Raw genomic sequence first — 21,842 nt, 5'->3', positions numbered from 1 at the left:
ATGCCGAATCAGGATCATTAGTGGGCTTCGTCCCAGTTATCCCCCACGCCGACTTCCACCAGCAACGGTACCTTCAGCTCCGCCGCCGCGGACATGGCCTGCTGCAGACCCGCTTTCACAGCGTCGACCTGCTCTTCCCTGACCTCCAGCACCAGTTCGTCGTGTACCTGCATGATGATGCGTGCATCCAGCCCGGAGGCCTGCAGCCACGCATTCACCTGCAGCATGGCGCGTTTGATGATGTCGGCAGCGGTGCCCTGCATAGGCGCGTTAATGGCAGTACGCTCCGCGCCCTGGCGACGCATAGCATTGCTGGATTTGATTTCCGGCAGATATAGGCGACGCCCAAACAGCGTCTCGACATAACCACGCTCAGCCGCTTCGGAGCGGGTGCGGTTCATGTAGTCTTTCACGCCGGGATAGCGCGCAAAGTAGCGGTCGATGTAAAGCTGGGCATCATTCCGGCCAATACCCAGCTGCTTGGCCAGACCAAAGGCTGACATGCCGTAGATCAGGCCGAAGTTAATGGCCTTGGCGCTGCGACGCTGATCCGCACTGACCTGCTCCAGACCGACACCAAACACTTCGGCGGCAGTGGCCTTGTGAATATCATCACCATGGGCAAAGGCCGCCAGCAGGCCTGCATCATCCGACAGGTGCGCCATGATGCGCAGCTCAATCTGCGAATAGTCCGCCGCCATCAGCTTGTAGCCCTGAGGGGCAACAAAGGCCTGACGAATACGCCGCCCTTCTTCACTGCGGATAGGAATGTTCTGCAGGTTGGGATCAGACGATGACAGTCGCCCGGTCGCCGTGACGGCCTGATGATAGGACGTATGTACCCGTCCGGTGCGGGGATTGATCATCTCCGGCAGCTTGTCGGTATAGGTCGACTTCAGTTTGCTGAGACTGCGATGCTCCAGAATCAGCTTGGGCAGCGGGTAATCCAGCGCCAGCTCGACCAGCACTTCCTCGGCGGTGGAAGGCTGCCCCTTGGGAGTCTTCTTCAGCACCGGCAGATTCATGCGGCCATACAGGATTTCACCCAGCTGTTTGGTGGAGCCGAGATTAAACGGTTCACCCGCCATGTCATGGGCTTCACGCTCCAGCTCCTGCAGTCGTTTGGCCAGCTGCTCGCTCTGCTGATGCAGGCGCTTTTCATCCACCAGCGCACCGGTGCGTTCAATCGCCGACAGGATCGGCGCCAGCGGTAATTCCAGCTCAGTCAGCAGGGTCTTGAGAGCAGGTACGCCCGCCAGCTTGCTCTGCAGCACCTGATGCAGCCGCAAGGTAATGTCGGCATCCTCGCAGGCGTAGGGAGCCGCTTTCTCCATCTCGATCTGATTGAAGGTCAGCTGTTTGATGCCCTTACCGGCGATATCCTCGAAGGAGGTGGTCTGATATTCCAGATAGAAGCTGGCCAGCTCGTCCATATTGTGACGGGTGGCCGTGCTGTTGAGCACATAGGAAGCCAGCATGGTGTCATCCACAATGCCGCGCAGGGCAATGCCATAGCGATCCAGCACGCTCATGTCGTACTTCAGATGCTGCCCGACCTTGGCCTTGCTGGCGTCTTCCAGCAACGGCTTTAATTTGGCCAGCACAGTGTGCCGGTCCAGCTGATCCGGCGCACCGAGATAATCATGTGCCAGCGGTACATAGGCCGCTTCACCGGGCGTGATGGCAAACGACAGCCCCACCAGCTCGGCTTCCATGTAATTGAGTGAAGTGGTTTCGGTATCGAAGGCAAACACCTCCGCTGCAGCCAGCCTGGTCAGCAAGCTGTCCAGCGTAGTCTCATCCAGCACCGTGTGATACTGCACTTCCGCAGGGAAGCTGGGCATGGCCGTTGCCGGGCTGTCGACAGCGCTTTCCGGCAGTGCTATCGCCTTGCCCTGCTCCAGCTCCTTCTGCCAGCCACGGAACTCCAGCTCGGCATACATCGACTTGAGCAACTCCACCTCCGGCTCCAGCATGACCAGCTCCGTCAGCGGCTGGGGCAACTCCACATCACAGCGAATGGTGACCAGCTGTTTGGACAGGGGCAGCTGATCAGCAAACTCGCGCAGCTTCTCGCCCACTTTGCCCTTGATGCTGTCAGCCTGAGCCACAATCTGCTCAAGAGAGCCAAACTCGCTCAGCCACTTTACCGCCGTTTTCGGGCCGACACTGGGGACACCGGGGACGTTGTCGACCTTGTCACCCATGAGTGCCAGATAGTCGATGATTCGATCCGGGGCCACACCGAACTTTTCTTTGACCCCTTCGATATCCATCGTGGTATCGGTCATGGTGTTGACCAGCGTCACATGCTCGTTGACCAGCTGCGCCATATCCTTATCACCGGTAGAAATCACGGTGGGCTGCTGCTGCCGCCAGGCCTGAGTGGCCAGGGTGCCGATCACGTCATCGGCTTCCACCCCACTGATCGCCAGCAACGGGTAGCCCAGCGCGCGAATGGCCTGATGCAAAGGCTCGATCTGGCTGCGCAGGTCATCGGGCATCGGCGGCCGGTGTGCCTTGTATTCAGGATAAAGATCATCGCGGAAGGTCTTGCCCTTGGCATCGAAGACCACCACGGTTAAAGAATCAGGATAGGCCTGACGTAATGATCTGAGCATGCTCAGTACGCCCTTGATGGCACCGGTGGGCTGACCTGCCTTGTTGGTCAGCGGTGGTAGTGCATGATAGGCCCGGTATAAATAAGAAGAGCCATCCACTAGAATAAGCGGCGCTTTGTGCTCGGTGTCAGTCATGTACAGGCCTTCCGTAGAAAACATAAAGGGGCAACGGTAAAACGTACTCCCCGTTGAAAATCACGCACCGGCATAAGACTTGCTGTAGCTTTTGAGGCGCCAGACAGCCACATCGTGTGCTGAACAGCCACGAGGCTACTGGCAGCTCAGCATGCCATTACTGTGACAAACGCAGTAACGGGAAGCGGTGTTGCGTGAACAAGGTCCACATCATAAGCAATCCCTGACAGGGACAAAAGGAAAGGCGGCCAATTACCCGCCTCACTCACGAGGAAGGAATTATGCGTAACTGGATCATGGCGGGGCTGCTGGCCCTGACCGCATTGCCCTCACTTCCGGCACTGGCAGAAGACGATAACGAACCACAGATCATCATCTCCCATCAGGAAGACAAAACCTTCTATGAATACCGGGTGAATGGTGCCGTAGTAGAAATCAAAGTGGTGCCGAAGAACGGTAAACCCTATTATCTGGTCCCGGTCGAGGGCAAAGGCATGGTCGAAAGCGATCACTCACGCCTGCGTATTCCTCAATGGGTTATTTTTCAGTGGTAAGCGGAAGCAGGCATGGCTGTTTTTACCCCCGTCACATTTGCAGAACTGGAACAATTCCTTGCCCCGTTTGACCTCGGTAAAGCGGTCAAGCTGGAAGGCATCGCTGGCGGTGTGGAAAACACCAACTTCTTTGTCACCCTTGTCGATGAACAGGGCCAGCATACTGAGTATGTGCTGACCCTGTTTGAAGATGTGCGCGAAGAGGAAATGCCCTTTTTTGTCGAACTCACTACCTGGCTGGCCAAGGCCGGCATCCCGGTGCCCGCGCCCTATCAGGATCGCAATGGTATCGCGCTGCATGTACTCAATCGCCGCCCGGCCCTGATTCTGCCGCGCTTTCTCGGTCAGCACCTGCAACGTGGTGAGCTGACTACAGAATTCTGTGCGGTGATTGGTGGTTATCTGGCGCGTTTCCACAAGGCCGGTGCTGATTTCTTCATGACCCGTCAGGCCCATCGTGGGGTGTACTGGTGGCGTCGTGAGTCAGCAATTCGGGCCCGTCAGCTCAGTGCTGCTGATGCAGAGCTGATGCTGCAGACCGTCGCAGCCTTCGATCAGCTGCTGGAGCAGGAAAAGCGTGCCGAACTGTCCCTGCCGCAAGGCGTGATCCACGGTGACCTGTTCCACGACAATGCCCTGTTTCATGAAGGCGAGATGACCGCCATCATCGACATCTACAATGCCAGCAACAGTTACTGGCTGTACGATCTGGCCATTGTTGCCAACGACTGGTGCAGTGCCGGCGGCGGCCACTGGCATGCTGATATGCTCGACGCCCTGCTCAGAGCCTATGCGGCTGAGCGCCCGTTCACCGACGATGAGCGGAAAGTCTGGCCGCTGATGCTGCAGACCGCCGCCATGCGTTTCTGGCTGTCGCGGCTGGAGCAGATCAATCCGGATGGCAGCTATATGAAAAATCCCGACGACTTCCGCGATATTCTGCGCGCCCGCGTCGAACGGCTTGATCAGCTGCCCGTTTAGCAGCCAGTCGCACCGTTGCCCACGCCAGTCTGCCGCACGCAGACTGGCGTTTTCGTCTCTGCGTCACCTACCCAGCGGTCAGCTTGTGGCTGAAGACATGCCGCCTGAGTCCGCCCAATCACACTTCCTGTACATGCCATTCCTGCCTTAGCGGCCAGGATTCAGTCTCACCGTATACAATTGCAGAACTTTAGGCATAATTGATGCCCGACAGAAACAGTCAGCCATCAAAGGCTGCCCAGCTGGTCAGGAAATGCAGGTAACCCTGCTTCAGTGAGAATGTGTGCAGGCCATAAAACCTATTCGCCGCTTACTATCCGCTGATTATCCCGACTGATCTGGGATCCTCATGAACAGGCGACCATACCGACGTATGGCGACCTACAACAATAAACCCTCCGGTCTGTTTTGCTGCCACCCTGTGAACTGAAACATCATCCGTGTTCTTGTGATCTGCGAGCATTAAATGAACAAGCCAAGCCGTGCTGCGGGCCAGTATGCCTCCGCCCCAGCCACCCCGCGCGCTCTTACCCGGCAGGATGCCAAAACGTTGTCACTCTCCGCTCTTGGCGGTGCCCTGGAATTCTATGACTTCGTGATTTTCGTGTTCTTTGCCGCCGTCGTCGGCAAACTGTTCTTCCCCGCTGACATGCCCGACTGGCTGCGTCAGGTGCAGACGTTTGGCATCTTCGCTGCAGGCTATATTGCCCGCCCGCTGGGTGGCGTGATCATGGCCCACTTCGGCGACCTGCTCGGCCGGAAGAAAATGTTCATGTTCAGCATCATGCTGATGGCCTGCCCGACGCTGGCCATGGGTCTGCTGCCGACCTATGAAAGCATTGGTATCTGGGCACCCATTGCCCTGCTGCTGCTACGTATGCTGCAAGGTGCCGCCATCGGTGGCGAAGCGCCCGGCGCCTGGGTATTCGTCACCGAGCACGTTCCTGCCCGCCACACCAACTTTGCCTGCGGCACCCTGTCTGCCGGTCTGGTCGCCGGTATTCTGCTCGGCTCAGTGGTCGCCACCATTATCAATGCCGTCTACAACGCCGAAGAGCTGGCCGCATTTGGCTGGCGCATTCCCTTCCTGCTGGGCGGTGTACTGGGCTTTGTCACCATGTACCTGCGCCGCTGGTTGCATGAAACCCCCATTTTTACCGAAATGCAGGAAATGAAGACGCTGGCGGAAGAACTGCCGCTGAAAACCATCCTGCGTAACCACAAGGGCGGCATCATTGTCTCCATGCTGGCGACCTGGATTCTGACCGGCGCCGTCGTTGTCACCATCCTGATGACGCCCACCCTGCTGCAGAAGCTGGCAGGCCTCAGTGCCCAGACCACCCTGATCGCCAACAGTCTGGCCATCATCGCCGTTATCGTCGGCTGTCTGGTGTCTGGCGCGCTGGCTGATCGTTTTGGCAGCGGCCCGATTCTGGCCATCTGGAGTGCCGGGATGGGTATCAGCTACTGGGTGTTCTTCTCCACCGTCCTGCACGATGCCACTCATCTGATCGGCCTGTATGTGATTGTCGGCTTCTTTGTTGGCCTGACCGGCGTGGTACCGGCCGTTGCGGTGAAATCCTTCCCTGCTGCGGTGCGCTTTACTGGCCTGTCGTTCTCCTACAACGTGGCCTACGCCATTTTCGGCGGCATGACGCCCATGGCAGTGACCCTGCTGCTGAAGAGCAACCCGCTGGCACCCACCTACTACATCGCCGGACTGGGTGTACTGGGGCTGGTTCTGGGCCTCTACCTGAGCATCAGCAAAAGTGAACAGCCGGTGCTGGCCACGACCGCAGCAGGCTGATAACCTTTTTGTTCCCGAGCCCGGTCAGCTGACCGGGCTTTTTTATCTCCGCATGTTCTGCCGCGTCTGTGACAGACAGCTCGCTCAACCGGCCTTCTCTCCGGACAGACCCGCTATCGGTAGCTGGCTGCCGGTTTTCAGGCTGTTCAGCACCACATTGGTGGTAATACGTCGGATTTCCGGGTTATTGGCCATGATCTCGGCAGTGAGGTGGTCATACTCTTCGACATCACGGGCCAGAATGATGGCCACCAGATCCACCGCACCGGTGACATAGTAAAGCTGCTGAATGGCGGGTTGCTGATCTGCCCAGCGACGCAGCCGGTCCATCGCCGAATAGTTCTCCCGCTCGATTTCCAGCCCGGCAATAAAGGTCATCAGACGGTCCAGCTGACGATTATCCAGCACCGCCACTTCGGCCCGGATCACGCCCTGCTGACGCAGGCGTTTCAACCGCCGCTGTACTGCCGAAGCCGACAGCCCGATCTCTGCGGCAATCACCTCACTCTTGAGCAGACAATCCTGCTGCACCCGTTGCAGAATCTGCCGGTCCAGCTCATCGATAGCGTTATCGTTCATCTCCCCCCCGGATAATCTGGCCGCGTTTCAGACTGAAGCATGCCAATGCACCCATTGTGCATAAAGATACGGACTGGCGCAGTCTTTCCGCTCACGACTGCCTTCTATTACCGCTCAGCCGCAAGGCAAAGGCCTAAGCTAGCAGCATTTCCCCACGCGATACGGAGCTGGCAATCATGAGTACCCCGTCCACCCCTTTCCAATGGCATGACGAAACCCTGGCACTGGACGGCGGCCTGATCATCGATCCCAGTACCCATGCTATCGCCCCCAATATCTCCATGTCGGTCAACAACACCCTCAAACCCGGTGACGGTGCCTTTTCCGCCGAAGGGGTGGAAGACCTGACTGACCTGCCCTTTCTCTATGCACGCTGGACCAATCCGACCGTCTGCCAGCTGGAACAGCGGGTCGCGGCACTGGAGCACTGCCCCGCTGCCGTGGCCACGGCGACCGGTCTGGCCGCCATCGCCGCGACATTCTTTACCTTTCTCAAGGCCGGTGATCACCTGCTGATCAGCGATGTCTGCTATGCCGGAGCCAACGAACTGGCCCGCCGCATTCTGCCCGACTACGGCATTGAGGTAACGGCGGTCAACCTGTCGCGGCTGGATGAAGTGGCGGCAGCCATTCGCCCCAATACCCGCCTGCTGCATGCCGAATCCCCCTGCAACCCGCTGCTGCGTCTGTGTGATATCGCTGCGCTGGCCGAACTGGCCCATGCCCATGGCGCCCTGCTGTCGGTCGACTCCACACTGGCCACACCGGTCGCGACACGCCCTACCGAGCTGGGAGCGGATCTGACCATTCATTCCCTGACCAAATTCATGAACGGTCATGGCGACGCGCTGGGCGGCTGTGTTGCCGGTAGCAAGGCCCTGATCGCCCGCATTCGCGCCCGCGCTGGCGTCTACTTCGGCGCTTCACTGTCGGCGCAGAATGCCTGGCAAATTATGCGCGGCATCGACACCCTCTACCCGCGCATCCGCACTGCCGCCGGTTCCGCCATGAAAGTGGCGACCTTCCTTGAGCAGCACCCGGCGGTAATGCGGGTCTGCTATCCGGGTCTGCCCAGCCATCCTCAACATGCGCTGGCCTGTCAGCAGATGCGCAGTTTCGGCGCCATGCTGACGTTTCAGGTCGCCGATCCACAGGCCTGCGCCCGTCTGCTGGCAGATCATCTGCAGGTCATGCACTACGCTTTCTCCCTTGGTCATCAGCGCAGCATTGTGGTGTTGCTGGATACCGAGGAGATGATGGCCTCGACCTTCGGTCTGCCCGGCACAGATCGTGATGATTATCTGCGCTATGCCGGTCAGGGCATCTTCCGTCTGTCTATTGGCCTAGAGGCACCGGAAGACCTTATTGCCGACCTGACCCAGGTGTTGCAGCGTCTGGCAGTGTAACGGCGCCCCCAGAGCAACAGTGCCAAACAGCACAACAGTGTCAGACAGCGCAACGGTCTGGCACTGTGATGGTGCAACCCGCTATGCCCCCCCTCAATCGCTCATGACTTCGTACTACTTCCATGCACAAAGCGCAGCAGCGAGATCGCTTCTGCGGACAGGTCATTACAAAACGCAACAATACAGCCTGTCCGTCCGCGTCAACGCCTGCCCATTCGCACCAAAACAAATCACTGCAAACCAGAGCAACGCCCCGTTTTCGTGCTACCGGTTTTTCACCGACCCCCGTAAAAAACGCGGCAGCACACGCCGTTCGTGGCCTGCACCGACATGGCAAGGTTTCTGCTATACCTCTGATAACGTGCACCGATGATGTGAGCGCTCTGCAAATAACGGTCGTTCATCATCCTTACCCAATCGATCGCTGCAACTGAGTCATCAGTCTGCAAGACTCGACAGGGACACTGACCATGCACGAAGGAGTGGGTGCCGCGACCAGGGAGTACAGGCCGCCACACCCGGCTAATCCAGCCTCATGAACCCGGGAGGATTCCCATGAAACTGGTTACGGCGATCATCAAGCCGTTCAAGCTTGACGATGTCCGCGAAGCCCTGTCCAACATTGGCATTCAGGGCCTGACGGTCACCGAAGTCAAAGGCTTTGGCCGACAGAAAGGACATACCGAGCTCTATCGGGGAGCCGAATACGTGGTCGACTTCCTGCCCAAAATCAAGCTGGAAATTGCCGTCGACGACACCCTGCTCGACAGCGTGCTGGAGACCATCTGTCAGGCAGCTCATACCGGCAAGATCGGCGACGGCAAAGTGTTTGTCGTTAATCTGGAGCAAGCCATCCGTATTCGTACCGCGGAAAACGGCCCAGACGCCCTTTGATCCATGACCTCTTCCATGACGCAATTGCCCAGGAGATCCACCATGACTCTGCGTAAAGTCGCCGGGCTAGGCGCCTTAGCTGCCTTGCTCCTTCCCAGCCTGTCGATGGCTGCCGATACCCCCACAGCCAACAGCGGTGATACCGCCTGGATGCTGACCTCCACTGCGCTGGTGCTGATGATGACCATCCCCGGTCTGGCGCTGTTCTACGGTGGCATGGTACGCGCCAAGAACGTCCTTTCCGTGATGATGCAGTGTTTCGCCATCACCGGCCTGATCAGCATTTTGTGGATGCTGTACGGCTACAGTCTGGCCTTCGATACCGATGGCATGGAAAAGGGCGTGACCAACTTCAACTCCTTCTTCGGCAGCCTGAGCAAAGCCTTCCTCAGCGGCCTGACCACTGACAGCCTGACCGGCACCATTCCGGAAAGTGTGTTCATCACCTTCCAGATGACGTTCGCCATTATCACCCCCGCCCTGATCGTCGGTGCCTTCGCCGAGCGGATGAAGTTCTCTGCCATGCTGGTGTTTTCCGGCCTGTGGTTCACCTTTGTTTATGCTCCCATCGCACACATGGTATGGAGCGGTGACGGTGGCCTGATGTGGGACTGGGGTGTACTGGACTTCGCCGGTGGTACCGTTGTGCACATCAACGCCGGTGTTGCCGGTCTGGTGGCCGCGCTGGTGCTGGGTAAACGTAAAGGCTATCCCTCAACTCCCATGGCTCCCCATAACCTCGGTTACACCCTGACTGGCGCGGCCATGCTGTGGGTGGGCTGGTTTGGTTTCAACGCCGGTTCCGCGGTTTCTGCAGGCGGCACCACCGGCATGGCGATGCTGGTTACTCAGATTGCTACCGCCGCTGCGGCACTGGGCTGGATGTTTGCCGAGTGGATTACTCATGGTAAGCCCAGCGCACTGGGTATCGCCTCAGGCGTGGTGGCCGGTCTGGTCGCCATTACCCCGGCGTCCGGTACTGCCGGCCCCGTTGGCGCCCTGATCATCGGTCTGGCGGCTGGCGTGATCTGCTTCTTCTCTGCCACCACCCTGAAGCGCGCGCTGGGTTATGACGACTCTCTGGATGCCTTCGGTGTGCACGGTATCGGCGGTATCGTCGGTGCGCTGCTGACCGGTATCTTCGCGGCCCCTTCACTGGGTGGCTTCGGTACCGTGGAAGACATCGCTGCCCAGTTCTTCATTCAGGTGAAAGGTGTTGCCTTCACCGTGGTGTATACCGCCATCATCACCTTCATCATCCTGAAAGTGCTGGATGCACTGATGGGTCTGCGTGTCAGCGAAGAAGCCGAGGCGCAGGGTCTGGATCTGGCCGAGCACAACGAGCGCGGCTACAACCTGTAAGCCTGATGACAGACGGAGGCTTCCTTCCCTCCGTCAGCCAGATAAAAACCACGCCCGGCTATGCCGGGCGTGGTTTTTTGTGCAGATCGAAACGCATATCAGCGAGTAAAGAGTAACCTCACCCCCGCCAGCCCACAGACCAATGCCAGCGCACCATCACAGCTGCGGCGCCAGCGCTGGTAGGCGGCCTGCGCCCGTGGACGGGAAAACAACAGGGCATAGCCACCAAATACACCGATGGCCAGCAGCACGCAGCCAAGCAGTACCACCAGCAACTGAGACGGTGCGGTCAGTGAAGGTAGTGCCAGTGTGAGAATCGCCAGCCAGCCGAATCCGGCCTTGGGATTGGTCAGATGCAGCAGTAATCCTCGCCCAAACAAGCGCCATCCCGACCCTGCCAGAACCGGCGAAGCCACGTCCCTGTTGCGACTGCACAGCGAGCGCACTGCCCGGCCACTCAGCCACAGCAGATAGGCCGCGCCCAGATAACGCAGCAGCAATAACAGCGTGTCGTGCGCCAGTAATACCTGCGCCAGCCCGCCCGCACTGAGCAGCGCCCAGCAAAACGAGCCACTGATCACGCCAGCAGCAAAGATCATCGCCTGCGCGCGCCCACGCTGCATCGCCAGCAGCGCTATCGCCATATTGCTCGGCCCCGGGCTGGCAGTGAGCAGCAGATAGGCCGCCCAGGCCAGCCAGATACCGCTCATGATTGCGCTACCCGGGGCGAATCCAGCATAAAGGCCAGCCCCTGCTGAATATGAGCTGCGGTGGTATCCAGCAAAGGCAGATAAGCTGACTTGGGCAGAATCAGGCCCAGTTCAGTACACCCCAGAATGCCCATCTCGGCACCGCTGTCAGCCAGCTCGGCCAGACAGCGATCCAGACGATAACGCGATTCTTCCAGCATCACGCCCTGGCACAGCTCTTCAAAGATGATGCGGTGCACTTCCTGCCTTTCTGATGGCGTGGGTACACATAGCTCAATACCGTAGTGCTCACTGAAGAAGGCCTGATAAAAGCCGTCCTCCATGGTGAAGCGGGTACCCAGCAGCGCTGCCCGGCCAATACCCTGCTGCCGCAAACGCTGACCGATAGCATCCCCGATATGCAGCAGCGGTATATCCAGCATCGACTGCACCTGGTCAGCGACCTTGTGCATGGTGTTAGTGGCAATCATCAGGGCCTGAGCACCTGCCGTCTGCAGCCCCTGCCCGGCCTGTCCGAGCGCAGTGGCAATGGCCTGCCAGTTACCCTCATGCTGCCACCTTGCCAGCTGGCTGAACTCCAGACTGTGCAACAACAGGGGAGCTGAACTCAGGCCGCCACGCGCTTCCCGCACGCCACGGTTGAGGCCCTGATAGTAGACCTGCGTCGACTCCCAGCTCATGCCACCCAAAATACCCAGTGTCCGCATTGCCCTTACTCCTTTGTCTGCTGCGCCATCAACTCATAAACCAGGCCACACAGCCTGCCATCAGCACCGCCAGCGCACGATTGAACCAGCGCTCTCGCCGGGGGTCCTGCAACCAGTGACGAATACTCTGCCCGAGCAGGGTCCAGGCACTGCCCGTTACCCAGCCGACCATGCAGAACACCGCAATCGCCATGACCGTCACCTGCAGCGTCTGCTCAGGTTTGACCGCAAACAGACTGATAATAGTAGTGGCCATCATCCACGCCTTGGGATTGACGCCCTGAAACAGCGCCGCCTCGTGAGGACGCATCGGCCGGTCAAGAAAGGGCAAGGCACTGTGGCCGGCTTTGGCCGTCCATAACTTGTAAGACAGCCACAGCAGATAGGCGCCACCTGCCAGCTTCAACAGCCACTGACAGGCCGGGAAGACGATAAACAGTTGCGCCAGCCCCAACCCGCTCAGGGCGATCATCACCGCCAGTCCGCAGAAAATACCAAAAATGTGCGGCACCGTGCGGCGCCAGCCAAAGCGGGCACCGGAGGCGGTCAGCATCATATTGTTGGGGCCGGGCGTACCGGCCGTCAGGAAGGCAAAGGTCAGCAACGGCAAACCGATGTCACTGGCCAGCGAAGATGAAAACAACGGCAAACTGGACATGATAGATTCTCACAGCGCTACAGATGATCAGCAGGGTGACAATGCAGTCAGAATAGGGACACTGCCACTTTGTATCGATACAATTTTTGATTAATCGTTGATTGTCTCGATTTTTAGAGCATAATAGCGCCTGAATTTCCGTCAACGGTTTTATTGTCACCATGACAATGTGGAATCCAGACCTAAGTGTCTTTACCGGCCCACGCTATCTGGCCATTGCCGATGCGCTGCAGCAGGATATTGCCAGTGGCACACTGCCAGTGGGCACCCGCCTGCCTACCCATCGGGCACTGGCCGACAGGCTCGGCGTTACGGTCGGCACCATCACCCGCGCCTACGCCGAAGCCGAGCGTCGCGGTCTGCTGGAAGCTCGTGTCGGCAGCGGTACCTTTGTCCGTCTGCAAGGGCAGCTGACGCAGGCCAGCTGGAAGATCAGCCGCCGTGAAGCAGGCTGGGCCAATCTGGGCATCAATATTCCGGTCCCCGATGAGCGGGCCGGGCCGTTGCGACAGGCGCTGGAGCAGGTGTTCAGCCACAACGACCTCGACCAGCTGATGGAGTATCACGAAGAGGCAGGATTGCCTGCCCACCGCGAGGGCTATCTGCAATGGTTGCAGCGTATCGACCTGCAGCCGGATATTTCCCGCCTGTTTCTGACCAGCGGCGCCCAGCACGGCATCATGCTGTCACTGCTGGCCATGACCCAGCCGGGCGATCTGATCCTGACCGAAGAGCTGACCTACCCCGGCCTGCTGATCACCGCGCGCAAACTCAGTCTCAAGGTACAGGCTGTACCGATGGATCATGAAGGCCCTCAGCCGGAAGCCTTTGAGCAGCTATGCAGGGAGCGCCGCCCGCGGCTGCTGTACTGCACTCCGACACTGCAAAACCCCACTACCCGCACCCAGAGCCTGGCACGGCGGCAGGCACTGCTGGCGATTTGTGAACGTTACGGCGTGTGGGTGATTGAAGACGACATCAACGGCTGGCTGCCTGAGCAGCGCCCCGCCACCATGGCATCCCTGCTGCCTGAGCGGGTAGTGCATATTGGTGGTGTCTCCAAGGCGCTGTCCGGGGGCATCCGGGTGGGCAGTCTGGTGGTGCCGGATGCACTGCTGGAGCGAGTCAAGGAAGCGTTCCGCGCCGACTGCTGGATGACCAGCCCGTTGCTCACAGCGGTGGTGTGCCAGTGGCTGGAGAACGGTGAAGCCGTCAGGTTGCTGCAGCGTCAGCGGGATGCCATGCACAAACGCCGTGAACTGGCGGCGCAGTATCTCGGCCGCTGGCAGCTGGAGCACAGCGCCGGAGCCCAGCACGCCTGGCTGCCGCTGCCTGAACCCTGGCTGGCTCACCAGTTTGTGCAGCAGGCCATGGTCGCTCAGGTCGAGATCAAAGGCAGCGACAGCTTTGTGGTCGGTCGCCACCCAGCACCGCACGGTATCCGTCTGGCCCTCAGTCATCCCGCCACACTGGCGGAGCTGGAAACGGGCCTGCAGCGCCTGCAGGCATTGTTGCAGGCCGGGCCCGATCTGGCGCCCGGGGTGATCTGAGACGCGGCAAGCCAGACCAAAAAGCAAAATGCCGGCGTGATGTCATCACGCCGGCATTTTTCGCCTGCAGCCTGCAACCTCGGGCTTATGAGCCCCAGAATACCACCTGATCCTTGCCATTCTCCTTGGCCCGATACATGGCCTTGTCAGCCTGCTGCACCACCTGCTCGGCGTCATCCGCCTGGTCAAACCACACCACGCCGATACTGGATGATACCTGCATCGGCTCCTTCAGCCCCAACACCTGCATCGGTTTGCCCAGTGCCTGCAACAGCCGCTGGGCAATCTGCTCGGCGGTTTCACGCTGCTCAACATGGGTCAGCAGGATGACAAACTCATCCCCACCCAGCCGGGCAGCAATATCCCCATTGCGCACTTCATGCTGGATACGCTCGGCGGTAATTTTCAGCACCCGGTCCCCGGCCTGATGGCCGAACTGGTCATTGATCTCCTTGAAACCGTCCAGATCGAGCACACACAGCGCCAGCCAGCCATGCAGCTTGCGCTGTACCCGCAGCGCCTCTTCCAGATGTTCAAACAGCGCATAGCGATTGGGTAGCCCCGTCAGCGCATCACTGTAGGCCATTTCATCCAGCACCTGCTGACGGTTGATCAGACCCACATTGGCCTGTGCCAGTGCCTGGGCATCGCGGTAGGAACGGCGCAGGAAAATCAGCAGCAGGGTCAGCGCCAGCAGTGCAAACAGTAGCATCAGCGGCTGCAGAGCCGGATAAGCGTGGCTGGCCAGCGGCACATCCTGCACTTCCAGTGTCCACTGCCGGCCCGGTACGCGGAGTTTAAAATGCGCCACATGATCACTGTCCGGCTGTAACCTAGCCGCCACCGGGTAGATGGCCGTATGCTGCCCCTGATCATCGTCGAACAGGGCCATGCTCAGCGGCAGTCCATCGGCATTGATTTTGTCGATCAGGATATTGGGGCGCACCATCAGGATGACGTAGCCACGCAGTGCGACCCAGCGCTCAATCTCGTTACGCAATGGCAGCCCGTCAAAAAACACCGGCTGATAGATCGCCACCGCCCGTGGTCCTTCAGGGTCCTGCATCAGGACAAACGGGGGCGTCATGGCACGCTGGTCATGGCTGGCAGAGAAACGAATGGTTTGCTGGTTGAAGGGACGCTCGAAGACATCGAGCCCAACCACCATGGAGTTCTCGCCTGCCGGTTCCGCGTAAACAATCGGGAAGTATTCAGGCCGTGTCGGGGCACGCACCGGATGACGGGCATCCTGGGCGATATCGAAGATACCCAGCGGCACCCGCTGATGGCCGTGCAGGTCCTGCTCAACCGCCGCCCGCTGGGCGTCCAGCACCCTCGGTGCCCAATGTACCGCCAGCAGTTCCGGCCGGTTCTGCAGCACCGCGGCGACGAAACGGTGAAACTCATCACGCTCCACCGTCTGCGACGATATAAAGAAGCCCTTGAACGACTGCAACACTTCGGTGCTTTGGTTGATGGCCTCCTGCGCCCGCTGTGCCCGCAGCTCTGCCAGACGGGCAAATTCCCGCTGCACCAGCTCCTGTTCCAGTGACAGGCTGTAATGATAGGCACTGAGAGAAATACCGGCCCCAATCACAGCGACCAGCACTAATCTCAGCCAATGTTGCAGAGGAATGGAGTTCATACGCTCTGTCCAAATTAGCACCTGCTCATACTAACCTGAGCACTTCTGCGGCGAATACCGTCTCACTGGAGGAATGCGTCATTGGTGACAGGCTTGGCGCCCCCTTGTTGTTCACCCTCAGGCGCTGATTGTTGCTCATCACAGACGCGCCTTTACCCGCCGGTGGGCGTATCATGGCTGACCTGCCATCCGCGCCCCCGTCTCAGTTACAGGAACACCCCATGTCTGCACAGGTTGATGTGCTCTCGGAAATCTTTACCGTGTCCATGCCGGTTTTCGTCATGGTCATCGTCGGCATGGTTCTGAAACGAGTCCGCCTGATTGATGATGCCTTTATCGGCACCTCGTCCACCCTGACCTTCAAGGCGCTGATGCCCGCCCTGCTGTTCTTCGGCATCATGCAGGCAGACCTGCATACGGCGCTGCAGCCCAAACTCATTGGTTACTTTTATCTGGCGACCCTGCTGACCTTCGCCGTGTCCTGGCTGTGGTCACTCCGGGCCGTACCCGCCGCCCAGCGTGGGGTATACGTACAGGGTGCCTTTCGCGGCAACTGTGGGATTGTCAGCCTGGCACTGGCCACCAGTCTCTACGGTGATTACGGGCTGTCCATCGGCGGGGTGATGGCCGGGCTGGTGATCATTCTTTTCAATGTGCTGTCCGTCATCGTACTGGCCATCTACAGCAGCAGTTATCAGGCGGACCTGCGTTCGGTGCTGCGCGATATGGCCCGCAACCCGCTGATTCTCAGTGTACTGGCCGGACTGGTGGCATCTTTAGTGGGCCTCAAGCTGCCTGCCTGGCTGCTGGTGTCGGTCAAATACTTCACGTCCATGACCTTACCGCTGGCGCTGATCTGCGTTGGTGGCTCCATGAGCCTGGCGTCCTTTATTGATTCCGGGCGGGTCGCCTTCAGCGCCAGCCTGATCAAAGTGCTGTGGTCACCGCTGCTGTTTGTGGCCGTGGCCTGGGCCATCGGCTTTCGGGATAAGGATCTGGGGATGCTGCTGCTGTTTCTCGCCAGCCCCACCGCCGCCGCCAGCTATGTGATGGCCCGTGCTACCGGCAGCGATGCCAAACTGGCAGCCAATATCATTGCCGTCTCTACTGCCCTGTCGATTGTGACCATTATGGGCGGGCTTTTTCTGCTGCAGCACTTTGCGCTCTGACGATCGGCGGCGCGTCGGCCACACGGCGTTGAAAAGCCCCTCGGCATGCTCACTTAGTTGACTAAGCTCCGCTTCCTCGGCGCTTTTCGCCTTGTTTGGCCTTAGCTCGCGAGATCATAAACATTTGCAGTAGATAAGGGGATGGAAGGGAGGCGGTCAAACCGTTGAGGACACGCAGCAGCGGCGCAACACAGTGGCACCGCTGCCGGGAGAGAAGGTCCGTACTACTGCAGGCAGCGGGCAAACTGCTGACCCAGATCGGTCAGGAATGCAGGATAGCCGTTGGCACTGACCGGAATCGCGGTCGCCAGCGGGTCCAGCGTACCCCGCCTGATCTGCAGGCCATCGGTGATGGCATCGATCACCGCTGGCACAAACTGTGGCTCGGCGAACACACAGCGGGCCTTGCCCTGTTCCAGCGTGGCGCGAATCTCGGCCAGATGCCTGGCGCCTGGCTTACGTTCCGGGTTGAGCGTAAATTCGCCCAGGTGATTCAGCTGATAGTGCTTCTCGAAGTAGCCATAGCCATCGTGAAACACGTAATATCCCTGCTTCGCAACGGGCTGCAACAGTGCCACCAGCTGCTTGTCGGCATCGGCGACCGCCGCCTGAAAGCGACTCAGGTTAGCCTGATACTGGGCAGCATGATCGGGATCAAGGGTGCTCAGACGCTGGCTCAGTTGCTCCGCAATAGCCAGCCCCTGCTCAGGCCCGGTCCAGATATGAGGGTCATAGGCGTGGTGATGGTGCTCTTCGCCTTCATCGTCATCATGATCGGCATGTTCATCGTGATCAGCCTCGTCGTGGTGATCCGCATGCTCATCATGGTCGTGATCCTCATGGGCAGCGCCAGCAGGGGCAATACCCAGCGCGTCAGCCAGATTCAGCACATGCCGGGCATCGACACCAGCGAGCGGCTTGCTGAGAAAGGCTTCCAGCTCTGGCCCGACCCAGACCACCAGCCCGGCGCTCTCCAGCTTGCGGCGATCCGAGGGCTTCATGGCGTAGTCATGGGGAGAAGTGCCCGGTGCCAGCAACACGTCCGGCTGAGATACGCCATCGGTGATGGCGGTGGCAATCAGCTGCAGCGGTTTGATGGTGGTCAGCACCTGCACATCGGCCTGTGCTGAACCGGCCATGACACCTGCCAGCACCATGGCAGGCAGGGCCAGTGTCTGTGCCAGCGCGGTACGGGCGCGACCGGGAAGTGGCAACATGCAAAACTCCTTACCAGAACAGGGCCGTCACGAGCGTGACAGCAGAAAAGGGGTAACCGCCGGTCGAAGCAGAGTCACAATGAAAATTTACCGCCGGCTGGTGAGCGGCATATTAGATGTTATAATATTTCACAATTGCAAGAGGAGAATGACATGAGCGGGCAAGATTCGAGTTTTCAGCCTCATGATCATCAGCACTGCATCCACAGCGCTCTTGCCACGGCCAAGCGTCTATGTCAGCAACGGGGCGTACGCTTTACCCCGGTGCGGGAGCGGGTACTGGAACTGATATGGCAGAGCCACAAACCGCTGGGTGCCTATGAACTACTGCCACAACTGGCACAGGATGGCTACAACTCAGCACCACCGACGGTCTACCGTGCGCTGGACTTTTTGCAGGAGCAGGGGCTGGTGCACCGCATCGCCTCGCTGAACGCCTTTATCGGCTGCACCTCGCCCACGCACCGGCATACCGGTTACTTCTTCCTCTGCAGCCAGTGTGGTGCGGCGCTGGAAATCAATTGCGATGCCATCGATACAGCGATTCACAGTCAGGCCAGTGAGCAGGGCTTTCAAATTCAACATCAGACCCTGGAAGTGGTCGGCCTCTGTCCTGCATGTCAGTGACGGCCCTTCCCTGGTTACCGACAGCACGAGATCAGTAACGTCACCATGTCATCTTCCCCTCTGCTGACCCTCGACAACGTACGCCTGGCTTTTCAGGGTGATGCGGTGCTGGATGGTGTCAGCCTGAGCCTGCAGGCAGGCCAGATCACCACCCTGATCGGCCCCAACGGCGCCGGTAAAACGACGCTGGTGCGCATTGTGCTGGGCCTGTTGCAACCGCAGTCCGGTCAGCTACAGCGTCGCCCCGGCCTGCGCATTGGCTATATGCCGCAGAAACTGCATCTGGATAACACTCTGCCGCTGACGGTCAAACGCTTTCTGCAACTGGCCCGTGGGGCACGCAAGCAGGACCTGTCGGCCCACCTGCAGCAGGTGGGCGCTGAACATCTGCTCAATCACCCCATGCATGGCCTGTCCGGCGGCGAAACCCAGCGTGTCCTGCTGGCACGGGCCCTGCTGCAGCAACCCGAGCTGCTGGTACTGGACGAACCGGTACAGGGCGTGGATGTGAATGGTCAGGTCGAGCTTTACGCCCTGATTGCCCGCATCCGCAAGCAGCTGGGCTGTGCCGTACTGATGGTGTCCCATGATCTGCATCTGGTGATGGCCGATACCGATCAGGTGATCTGTCTGAACAAGCATGTATGCTGCTCGGGCAGCCCGGCGCAGGTCAGCAGTGATCCGTCATTCCTGGCGCTGTTTGGCCGTCGTGCCGCCGATACCCTGGCGCTGTACAACCACCACCATGATCACAGTCACGACACCCACGGCAATATCATTATTGATCACCCCGACTTCCAGCCCAGTCAGACGCCGTTATCCCTCGCCCCGCATGCTGTACGCCCTGCCCAGCCGCTGGCTGGCCATGTCCATCATGCTGGCTGCAACCATGACCATCACTGAGTGCCGGTGATTGTGGATAACGTTACGCTGAAGCGAGAGAGCTACCACTGTGGATAATTTTTTGATTCTGGCCCTGCTGGGCGGACTGGGGGTCGCCATGGTCGCCGGACCGCTGGGCTCCTTCGTCGTCTGGCGTCGTATGGCCTATTTTGGTGACACCCTGGCCCACTCCGCCCTACTGGGCGTAGCGCTGGGTTTTCTGTTCAGCATCAACCTCAATCTGGCGGTCGTGCTCTGCTGCGTCGCACTGGCGCTGCTGCTGGTCAGCCTGCAGCACAAACGCTGGATTGCCACCGATACCCTGCTCGGCATTCTTGCCCATACCAGCCTGTCGCTGGGACTGGTGGCGGTATCGCTGCTGGACAATATCCGCGTCGATCTGATGACCTACCTGTTCGGTGATCTGCTGGCCGTGCAGCCAGTCGACCTGTACTGGATCTACGGTGGCGGCCTGCTGGTGCTGGCACTGCTGGCCTGGCTGTGGACACCGCTGCTGGCCATCACCGTCAACGAGGAACTGGCCAAGGTCGAAGGGGTTCCGGTAGAACGGGTCCGGCTGGCGCTGATGCTGCTGGTGGCCGTGGTGATTGCGGTGGCAATGAAGATTGTAGGTGTGCTGCTGATCACCTCACTGATGATCATTCCGGCGGCAACCGCCCGCCGCTTCGCCCACACCCCGGAACAGATGGCGATTTACGCCAGCATCATCGGCATGCTGGCGGTGTGCATGGGGCTGGCGCTGTCCTGGTATCACGATACGCCTGCCGGGCCATCGGTGGTGGTCAGTGCTTTCGTCCTGTTTCTGCTCAGCACCCTCGCCCCGCAGCGACTCAGCCGCGCCACATGAGCACCCAGCCCGTCACCGACAGCCCGCTGAAGCAGCTGTGGCGTCTGTCCTGGCCCATCATGGTCAGCAACGCCAGTGTTCCGCTGCTGGGGCTGGTGGATACCGCTGTCGTCGGCCACCTGCCTGACAGCCGCCATCTGGCTGCCGTGGCACTCGGTGCCTCGGCCTTCAGCCTGCTGTTCTGGGCCTTTGGTTTTCTGCGCATGGGCACCACCAGCGTGATCGCTCAGGCGTATGGACGGGATGACGGTGATGGCATTCGTTTCAGTACCCTGCAGGCCATGCTGATGGCGGTCTGTTTAGGCGTACTGCTGATTGTGCTGCAGCGGCCGGTGCTGTTACTGCTGGAACATATCTTCAGCCCGGAGCAAAGCATCCGTGAGCTGGTGCTCAGCTATCTGCACATCCGCATCTGGTCAGCTCCGGCCACCCTGCTCAACTATGTGCTGCTGGGGGTGCTGTTGGCCATGCAGCACGCCCGCGCGCCGGTACTGATGATGCTCAGCATCAACATCACCAACATTCTGCTGGACGCCCTGCTCGGCGTGCAGTGGGGCTGGTACAGCGCAGGCGTGGCCTGGGCTTCGGTGGTGGCCGAATACCTTGGCAGTCTCTGCGGCTTATGGCTGCTCTGGCATACGCTGGCCCGTCTGCCCGGCCACTGGCCGAGTCTGTCCTCTCTGCTGCAGAGCCGCTGGCTGAAACTGTTTCAGGCCCACCGTGATCTGTTTATCCGCACCCTTTGTCTGCTCGGCGTACTGACCTGGATGACCCGTCAGGGCAGTCTGCTGGGCGCTGACATTCTGGCTGCCAATGCCATCCTACTGCAGGGGATGAGCCTGACCTCCTACGTGCTGGACGGCTTTGCTCAGGCCGTGGAGTCACTCTGCGGTGCCGCCTGGGGACGGCGGGATCAGGCCCGGCTGCGCCTTACTGTTCGCGCAGCGGCGTGGCTGTCAGGCTGGACAGCACTGGCCTGGACGCTGCTGTTCCTATTCGCCGGGCTGCCACTGGCGCATCTGCTCACCAGCGTACCGGCAGTGCTGGCTCTGATTGATCACTACCTGCCGTGGCTGGCATGGATGCCGTTGATCGCCGTATGGAGCTATCTGCTCGACGGGCTGCTGATTGCAACCGGCCAGTTCAAAGCCATGCGCGATACCGTATTGCTCGCCGCCGTGCTGTTTATACTGATCTGGTGGCTGAGCCGTGATCTGGGTAACAGCGGCCTGTGGCTCAGCTACTGGCTGTTCTTTGTGGCACGGACACTGGGCATCGTCTGGTACAGCTGGCGCCACACAATCACAAACAAAAACAAATAACTTACATAAAAATAAAAACGGATACATAAAGTTGACACTCTACCTGATCCCCCTCTAGACTCCTGCTCACTTTTGTCGGGCAGGTCTGTTAACGCCACCACCCGGCCAACTCCAGCGTTTCGCTTCCAGTCCAGTTGTATGGATAGCC

Annotated in this window: 19 protein-coding genes; 12 read left to right on the top strand and 7 right to left on the bottom strand. The window is 59.5% G+C overall.

What is annotated here, in order from left to right:
- Positions 1 to 17: 17 nt before the first annotated feature.
- Entirely contained in the window at positions 18 to 2,756 is a 2,739-nt protein-coding gene (polA, locus tag QCD60_RS13160; RefSeq protein WP_279786010.1) for a DNA polymerase I, read from the bottom strand.
- A gap of 281 nt (positions 2,757 to 3,037) precedes the next feature.
- Between polA and QCD60_RS13155 the strand changes: the two genes are divergently transcribed.
- The 3 genes from QCD60_RS13155 (at position 3,038) to QCD60_RS13145 (ending at position 6,098) form a co-directional block, all read left to right on the top strand.
- Positions 3,038 to 3,310 carry a DUF2782 domain-containing protein gene (locus QCD60_RS13155; protein WP_279786008.1) on the top strand — a complete coding sequence of 91 codons (273 nt, stop codon included), beginning with the start codon at positions 3,038 to 3,040 and terminating at the stop codon, positions 3,308 to 3,310.
- 12 nt (positions 3,311 to 3,322) lie between these two features.
- Positions 3,323 to 4,291, top strand: a complete 969-nt coding sequence (locus tag QCD60_RS13150) for a homoserine kinase (protein ID WP_279786006.1) — start codon at positions 3,323 to 3,325, stop codon at positions 4,289 to 4,291.
- A gap of 466 nt (positions 4,292 to 4,757) precedes the next feature.
- Positions 4,758 to 6,098 (top strand): MFS transporter, encoded by a 1,341-nt coding sequence (locus tag QCD60_RS13145; RefSeq protein ID WP_104152654.1) that lies wholly within the window; start codon positions 4,758 to 4,760, stop codon positions 6,096 to 6,098.
- An 84-nt stretch (positions 6,099 to 6,182) separates the two neighbouring features.
- On the opposite strand, the gene QCD60_RS13140 is transcribed toward QCD60_RS13145, so the two are convergent.
- On the bottom strand, positions 6,183 to 6,677 hold the full coding sequence (locus QCD60_RS13140; RefSeq protein WP_279786003.1) for an Lrp/AsnC family transcriptional regulator: 495 nt from the start codon (positions 6,675 to 6,677) through the stop codon (positions 6,183 to 6,185).
- 176 nt (positions 6,678 to 6,853) lie between these two features.
- Here QCD60_RS13140 and QCD60_RS13135 point away from each other — a divergent pair, with 176 nt between their 5' ends.
- The 3 genes from QCD60_RS13135 (at position 6,854) to QCD60_RS13125 (ending at position 10,339) form a co-directional block, all read left to right on the top strand.
- A complete protein-coding gene (locus tag QCD60_RS13135; RefSeq protein ID WP_279786001.1) occupies positions 6,854 to 8,083 on the top strand; it encodes an aminotransferase class I/II-fold pyridoxal phosphate-dependent enzyme in 1,230 nt (409 codons plus the stop codon).
- 555 nt (positions 8,084 to 8,638) lie between these two features.
- Positions 8,639 to 8,977: a P-II family nitrogen regulator gene (gene glnK / locus QCD60_RS13130; RefSeq protein WP_279785999.1), complete on the top strand. Its 339-nt coding sequence runs from the start codon at positions 8,639 to 8,641 to the stop codon at positions 8,975 to 8,977.
- Positions 8,978 to 9,019: 42 nt separating this feature from the next.
- The gene (locus tag QCD60_RS13125) at positions 9,020 to 10,339 is read left to right on the top strand and encodes an ammonium transporter (protein WP_279785997.1); all 1,320 of its coding nucleotides are present in this window, start codon (positions 9,020 to 9,022) and stop codon (positions 10,337 to 10,339) included.
- Between the two features lie 98 nt (positions 10,340 to 10,437).
- On the opposite strand, the gene QCD60_RS13120 is transcribed toward QCD60_RS13125, so the two are convergent.
- The 3 genes from QCD60_RS13120 to QCD60_RS13110 are packed head-to-tail and all read right to left on the bottom strand — an operon-like array spanning position 10,438 to position 12,414.
- On the bottom strand, positions 10,438 to 11,049 hold the full coding sequence (locus tag QCD60_RS13120; RefSeq protein WP_279785995.1) for a LysE family translocator: 612 nt from the start codon (positions 11,047 to 11,049) through the stop codon (positions 10,438 to 10,440).
- Positions 11,046 to 11,756, bottom strand: a complete 711-nt coding sequence (locus QCD60_RS13115) for an amino acid racemase (protein ID WP_279785993.1) — start codon at positions 11,754 to 11,756, stop codon at positions 11,046 to 11,048. The genes QCD60_RS13120 and QCD60_RS13115 overlap by 4 nt, the downstream gene beginning before the upstream one ends.
- A 28-nt stretch (positions 11,757 to 11,784) precedes the next feature.
- Positions 11,785 to 12,414, bottom strand: coding sequence for a LysE family translocator (locus QCD60_RS13110; RefSeq protein WP_104152662.1), 630 nt, complete (start codon positions 12,412 to 12,414; stop codon positions 11,785 to 11,787).
- Between the two features lie 161 nt (positions 12,415 to 12,575).
- Between QCD60_RS13110 and QCD60_RS13105 the strand changes: the two genes are divergently transcribed.
- Complete coding sequence (locus QCD60_RS13105) at positions 12,576 to 13,964, top strand: PLP-dependent aminotransferase family protein (RefSeq protein WP_279785990.1); 1,389 nt, start codon at positions 12,576 to 12,578, stop codon at positions 13,962 to 13,964.
- 85 nt (positions 13,965 to 14,049) lie between these two features.
- Here QCD60_RS13105 and QCD60_RS13100 read toward each other — a convergent pair whose 3' ends face one another.
- Entirely contained in the window at positions 14,050 to 15,609 is a 1,560-nt protein-coding gene (locus QCD60_RS13100; protein WP_279785988.1) for a diguanylate cyclase, read from the bottom strand.
- Between the two features lie 221 nt (positions 15,610 to 15,830).
- Here QCD60_RS13100 and QCD60_RS13095 point away from each other — a divergent pair, with 221 nt between their 5' ends.
- Positions 15,831 to 16,778 (top strand): AEC family transporter, encoded by a 948-nt coding sequence (locus tag QCD60_RS13095; protein WP_279785986.1) that lies wholly within the window; start codon positions 15,831 to 15,833, stop codon positions 16,776 to 16,778.
- 224 nt (positions 16,779 to 17,002) lie between these two features.
- Here the strand turns inward: QCD60_RS13095 and znuA are convergent, their stop codons facing one another.
- A complete protein-coding gene (znuA, locus tag QCD60_RS13090; RefSeq protein WP_279785984.1) occupies positions 17,003 to 17,995 on the bottom strand; it encodes a zinc ABC transporter substrate-binding protein ZnuA in 993 nt (330 codons plus the stop codon).
- Positions 17,996 to 18,148: 153 nt separating this feature from the next.
- On the opposite strand from znuA, the gene QCD60_RS13085 reads away from it, so the two are divergent.
- Genes QCD60_RS13085 through QCD60_RS13070 form a run of 4 tightly spaced genes read left to right on the top strand, consistent with a single transcriptional unit; the run spans position 18,149 to position 21,694 of the window.
- A complete protein-coding gene (locus QCD60_RS13085) occupies positions 18,149 to 18,622 on the top strand; it encodes a Fur family transcriptional regulator (RefSeq protein ID WP_104152666.1) in 474 nt (157 codons plus the stop codon).
- Between the two features lie 45 nt (positions 18,623 to 18,667).
- On the top strand, positions 18,668 to 19,525 hold the full coding sequence (znuC, locus tag QCD60_RS13080; protein WP_279785981.1) for a zinc ABC transporter ATP-binding protein ZnuC: 858 nt from the start codon (positions 18,668 to 18,670) through the stop codon (positions 19,523 to 19,525).
- A 49-nt stretch (positions 19,526 to 19,574) separates the two neighbouring features.
- Entirely contained in the window at positions 19,575 to 20,372 is a 798-nt protein-coding gene (gene znuB, locus QCD60_RS13075) for a zinc ABC transporter permease subunit ZnuB (protein ID WP_279785979.1), read from the top strand.
- On the top strand, positions 20,369 to 21,694 hold the full coding sequence (locus tag QCD60_RS13070) for an MATE family efflux transporter (protein ID WP_279785978.1): 1,326 nt from the start codon (positions 20,369 to 20,371) through the stop codon (positions 21,692 to 21,694). Before znuB ends, QCD60_RS13070 begins: the two co-directional genes overlap by 4 nt.
- The last annotated feature ends 148 nt before the right edge of the window (positions 21,695 to 21,842 follow it).

The organism is Pokkaliibacter sp. MBI-7, from assembly GCF_029846635.1.
Taxonomy (GTDB): Bacteria; Pseudomonadota; Gammaproteobacteria; order Pseudomonadales; family Balneatricaceae; genus Pokkaliibacter.
The sequence above is the reverse complement of the archived record's forward strand: the minus strand, read 5'-3'. Positions and strand labels throughout refer to the sequence as shown.